Here is a 5,132-nt window from a genome sequence, read left to right as displayed (position 1 = left end):
AATTATATATGAAATAAAGAGGAATGCAGGAGGGAATTATGCAAAACGTTGTATTAATGGGGAAGAAAGTTACAATTCGTACAATAGAAGAATCAGATATAAAAACATTATGGAATCTCGTGTTTAAAGAAGAAAATCCAGAATGGAAAAAATGGGATGCACCGTATTTTCCGTTTTCAATGCAAGAATACTCTTCCTATAAAGAGAAGATGCAACCTCGTTTGCAAGAAGAACCACTGTCAAATTTAATTATAGAAAATAACGGTCAAATTATAGGGACGGTCGGATTTTATTGGGAGCATAAACCGACGCGTTGGTTGGAGATGGGAATTGTTATTTATAATCCAACTTACTGGAATGGTGGCTACGGTACAGAAGCGTTAACGTTATATCGAGATTTATTATTTGAAAAGATGGAAATTGGTAGAGTAGGGCTCACGACTTGGTCTGGTAATGAACGAATGATGAAAGTAGCGGAGAAAATAGGAATGAGCTTAGAAGGTAGAATGCGAAAGTGTCGTTATTATAACGGAACATACTATGATTCTATTCGAATGGGCATGATTCGTGAAGAATGGGAAGTGCTATGTGTAACGAAGGGGTGAGAAAGATTGTACGCTATTATTGCTACATTTGATCGTGTGTTTACTAATAAAATTACAGAACTGCAAAATGAATTAACAAATGTAATTGGAACAAATCAACTAGCTGGAGTAGAACCTCATATAACGATTGCGGATTATAATGAGTTAGATGTTCATTTGTATACTGAGAAACTAGGGGAGTTTGTAGCTATTCAAGAAAATATGGACGCAGTAACTTTTCCTTCTGTTGGAATTTTTCCTACTAATGGAACGGTCTTTCTAGCGCCGACCGTTACCGATGAATTGTTAAAACTTCATTATTCTTATCATGATTATTTTAAAACTTTTCATGACAACCCAAATTCATATTACGTACCGGGAAAATGGGTTCCGCATTGTACAATTGCAAATAGATTACATACAAAGCAGTTTTTAAGTGTAATGGAATATATTTATGGAAAGTTTGATTTTGCAACAGCTTCAATTGAGAAATTAAAATTAATTAAGGTGAATTATGAAAATGGTTTTGCCGTTTCTTCTAGTATATTAGCAGAATATAATTTAAAGAGAATGGAGACATCGAGATGACATATATAATTAGAGAAATGAAGCAAGAAGACATTCATGCTGTACAATCAGTAGCAAAAATAGCTTGGCATGATACATATGAAGGCATTATTCCGAGAGAAATTCAAGATAGTTTTTTAGACGAGGCATATTCTGATGAAAAAATGAAATATCGTCTTAAAAATACACATTTATTCGTTGCGGAAGAAGAGGGTGAAGTAATAGGGTTTGCGAACTTTTCACCTGTTAGACTACAAAACGAAGCGGAATTAGGTGCGATTTATTTGTTGCCAGATCAGCAAGGAAAAGGGATCGGAAGTGCTTTATTACAAAAAGGAATTAAAGCATTAAATGGGATACGGAAGTTGTACATACATGTAGAAGCTGCAAATGAAAAAGGAAAACGCTTTTATGAAGCGAAAGGTTTTGCTGAATTAGAGCAATTTGAAGAAGACTTTGAAGGACATATGATGCAGACAGTAAGGATGGTTTTATACGTATAAGGAGAACTAGTAATGAAAATTTTTGATTTTAGTGAAAAAGTAGGAAAGCACCTATCAGTATTTCAATCTAATTTCATCATGTCGAAAATAGTAAACCATCGAGGGAATATACATATCGGTGCTATGCATTTACACGAGAATGGAATCATCGGTAATCATGAAGCAGTTGTATCTCAACTGCTTCTTATTGTGAAAGGAGCAGGATATGTATGTGGGGTAAATAAAGAAAAGATAAATATAGAGGCGGGACAAGCTGTGTTTTGGGAAAAGGGAGAGCTCCATGAAACAAGTACAGAACACGGATTAACAGCAATTGTTATGGAAGCGGAGAATCTTGAACAAGCGATAGTAATGCCTATTATTCAAGGGGAGTTGTGAAAAATGATTGTTAAGGCGAATCAAGAAGATACCAATGAAATATTAAAATATTCGGCTCAATCGCTTTTTGAAGGGACGAGAGGGAATTGTCAATTAAGTACCGAGAAAGCAATTGAGATTACAAAGCCGATTGTAGAAAAAGGAGCATGCTATTTAATTATTAAAGAAAAAAATAAAGTAATGGGATGGATATTAATAGGGGAAAATACAGACTATTTTTCTCGTGAAAAACTTGGATTTATATATGAATTGTACGTTTTCCCAGAATATCGCGGGAGAGGATTATCGCGAGAACTGATGGAAGCTGGTATTAAGGAATTAAAGGAGAAGTATTCAGAAATTCGGTTGAATGTATTTGCTGGGAATTTTGCAAAAGAGATGTACGAAGAGTTTGGGTTTGTTGAAAGGCAGGTAATTATGACTTTGAAGTGAGTAGAATAGTCTGAATGAGAGAAGAGAAAATAATGATTTAGTGGCTACTTTATCGCTGGAATTTAAAGCGATAAAGTATAAAATAGATGGTTTGCCTTTATTTTATAGTCGATTTATAGAGTGTGCTTAAAAAACAAATAAATTAGTATTATACAATATATCGTTATTATAGTAAAAGAGAAATTTTGGAAAAATATCATTTTTTTGTTTAGAAATTTTTAAATTATTGATATAATCAATTTGTAGAATTGATTATTGGTTAATTTTACTATTTTTTAATTTTAAGGGGGATTTAATAATGGCAGGACAAATTCGTATGTCACCAGAGGAGCTTAAATCGAAAGCGACTCGATATGGACAAGGTGCAAATCAAATTGAGGACATTTTACGTCAACTACAAAACTTACAAAATGAATTAAGAGGAGAATGGGAAGGTCGTGCTTTCGAAGGTTTTGACCAACAGTTCAATCAATTAAAGCCAAAAGTACAAAACTTCGCACAGCTATTACAAGAAATTAATATGCAGCTTAATAAAACTGCAGAAGCTGTTGCTAGACATGACGAAGATCTTTCTCGTAATTTCGGTCTACAATAAGACAGATAAAAAGAAATATATAATTTAGCCATGCAACCATACGTTGTATGGCTAAATTACTTTAAAACTAGAGTAAGATACGAAGTCTTTCATCAGATAGACTCGCAGTCGCAGGAGTGATAAGTAGTGAAAAAGTTCAAATGGAGCATCTTGTTGTTTATTATTTTAGCTCTTGTACTATCAACAGGGGTCTCCTATTTAGCATTAAATCAAAATGTTAAGAAAGCTAATGAGAATACTACACCAAAAATGACAGTTGCGTTGGTAAATGAAGATCAGGGCACTGTATTTGAGGGCAATAAAATAGCATTTGGAGATCAATTTGTTAAAAATGTAAATAAAAATACGAAACAAGAATGGTACGTAGTTAGTCGCGGGGTAGCAGAAAATGGATTGAAAAATAATAATTACAATATGATGATTGTTATTCCAAATGATTTTTCTAGGAAGGCAGTTGCGATTGATTCAGAGATTCCAGAGAAATTAACGTTAAACTACAAAGTAAATGCAACTGGGAATAAGGATTTGAAAGCTGAGGCAGAAAATACAGCTTCTGTTATTTTAGAAGATTTCAATAAGCAAATAATCGACGTTTATTTTGCGAGTATTATCGGTAAGCTACAAGGTGCACAAGATAATATAGGTAAAATAATTGAAAAAGGAAACGTTCAAACAACTATGTATAAAAAAGATATACATAGTCCGTTAGCAAATTACACAAATCAATTTAAAACAGTACAAGATTATACAGGTGTTTCTGTTAATAGTTTCAAAGGATTTCAGGATGTTTTAAAAGGTTTCGGTCAAGCGTTAGATGAAGGGAATAAATCAAACAGTACGTACTTAGATGGTTTTAATAACTTTCAAAAAATGCAAACTGATAACAATTTGTTAGCGAATAATTTCATAAATCAATTCAATCAATATATGAATGATATGAATACAGGCGATGCTTTAAAACAATTAAGTGCATTGGAATCCGCTAATAAAATTATTTCAAATCAATTTACGTTTTCAGAGAAAGAACCGAATATTTTAACTGATGCTGCAGCGATTCAAAAATATTTAGCAGATGTAAAAAAACAAGTATCTGAATATGATACAGAACTTGCAGGAAAGTTAGAAAGTGATATTCAAGAGACGGTAATTAAGAAGTTAAAGCAATCTATGTCGAATGATGGAAAGCAAGAAATCTTCATAAATACATTAATGAAACAACCAGATGCTCGAATAAAGAAACAAATCGAGAATTTAATTGCGAAATTACCTAGTTTAAACATGGAAGAAATCGGTCAAAGCGATTTACCAGATGCGACGAAATTACAACTGCAAAATGTAATTCAATTTACAAAAAAATATAATAAAGAAAATAATTTTTATTATGATCCTGTAAATAAAATATCTTTAGGAAACGCTATTAAAGAAGTAAAGGATAGACTTTATACAGAGGGAATTACATTTAGTGATACTGCGAAAGTAATTAAAATGGAATCTCCGCAAATTTTGAAGATAAAGATTCCAGAAGAATTTAAACTAGATGGAAGTACAGAAGCTTTATATATTGATGATGTGGATCGTACAAGTGATTTTCTTCAAAGCGAAGCAGGAGAAATTACAATAGCTCCTCGTAATGAAGGGGATATAAAGATTGATCTGCATGTGAAGTTAAAAGATCCAAACATCAATATAGATGTTTTCTCTCCTGTAATGTGGCAGTGGGAATTGAGTGGGACTCATAAAAAAGAAACTAGTCCTGAAAAAGAAAAACCTAACAAAGAAGATAAAGGAACACAAACGGAAAATAGCAAGGTGGAAAATGTGGTTCATAAATCACAGTATGGCATAATGCCGTTAGTACACAGTGCTAAAAACCCTATTATTAAAAAAATGGAAAACACAACAGGGAAAGATAACGGAACTGGAGGAAACCTAGGAGGCGGAACGGGGAAAGATAACGGAACCGGAGGAAACCCAGGAGGCGGAACGGGAACAGACAACGGAACCGGAGGAAACCCAGGAGGCGGAACGGGGAAAGATAACGGAACCGGAGGAAACCCAGGAGGCGGAACGGGA

The 5,132-nt window shown here is 33.6% G+C and carries 7 protein-coding genes; all 7 read left to right on the top strand.

Going from position 1 to position 5,132, the window contains the following annotated elements:
- Nucleotides 1–38: 38 nt before the first annotated feature.
- Nucleotides 39–605 (top strand): GNAT family protein, encoded by a 567-nt coding sequence (locus ACQGSG_RS26370; protein ID WP_325842644.1) that lies wholly within the window; start codon nt 39–41, stop codon nt 603–605.
- Between the two features lie 6 nt (nt 606–611).
- Nucleotides 612–1,172 carry a 2'-5' RNA ligase family protein gene (locus ACQGSG_RS26365; RefSeq protein ID WP_000270887.1) on the top strand — a complete coding sequence of 187 codons (561 nt, stop codon included), beginning with the start codon at nt 612–614 and terminating at the stop codon, nt 1,170–1,172.
- On the top strand, nt 1,169–1,654 hold the full coding sequence (locus ACQGSG_RS26360; RefSeq protein ID WP_000221048.1) for a GNAT family N-acetyltransferase: 486 nt from the start codon (nt 1,169–1,171) through the stop codon (nt 1,652–1,654). Before ACQGSG_RS26365 ends, ACQGSG_RS26360 begins: the two co-directional genes overlap by 4 nt.
- A 12-nt stretch (nt 1,655–1,666) precedes the next feature.
- Nucleotides 1,667–2,032, top strand: coding sequence for a hypothetical protein (locus ACQGSG_RS26355; protein WP_000688083.1), 366 nt, complete (start codon nt 1,667–1,669; stop codon nt 2,030–2,032).
- Between the two features lie 3 nt (nt 2,033–2,035).
- Nucleotides 2,036–2,464, top strand: coding sequence for a GNAT family N-acetyltransferase (locus ACQGSG_RS26350; protein ID WP_000635649.1), 429 nt, complete (start codon nt 2,036–2,038; stop codon nt 2,462–2,464).
- Nucleotides 2,465–2,762: 298 nt separating this feature from the next.
- The gene (locus ACQGSG_RS26345; protein ID WP_000918601.1) at nt 2,763–3,059 is read left to right on the top strand and encodes a WXG100 family type VII secretion target; all 297 of its coding nucleotides are present in this window, start codon (nt 2,763–2,765) and stop codon (nt 3,057–3,059) included.
- Between the two features lie 126 nt (nt 3,060–3,185).
- The coding region (esaA, locus tag ACQGSG_RS26340; RefSeq protein WP_426948393.1) for a type VII secretion protein EsaA at nt 3,186–5,132 on the top strand (1,947 nt) is incomplete at its 3' end.

This window comes from Bacillus sp. GMa5/1 (assembly GCF_050172015.1).
GTDB lineage: Bacteria > Bacillota > Bacilli > Bacillales > Bacillaceae_G > Bacillus_A > Bacillus_A cereus.
Note: the sequence above shows the minus strand (reverse complement) of the source record. Positions and strands in the feature narration are given on the sequence as shown.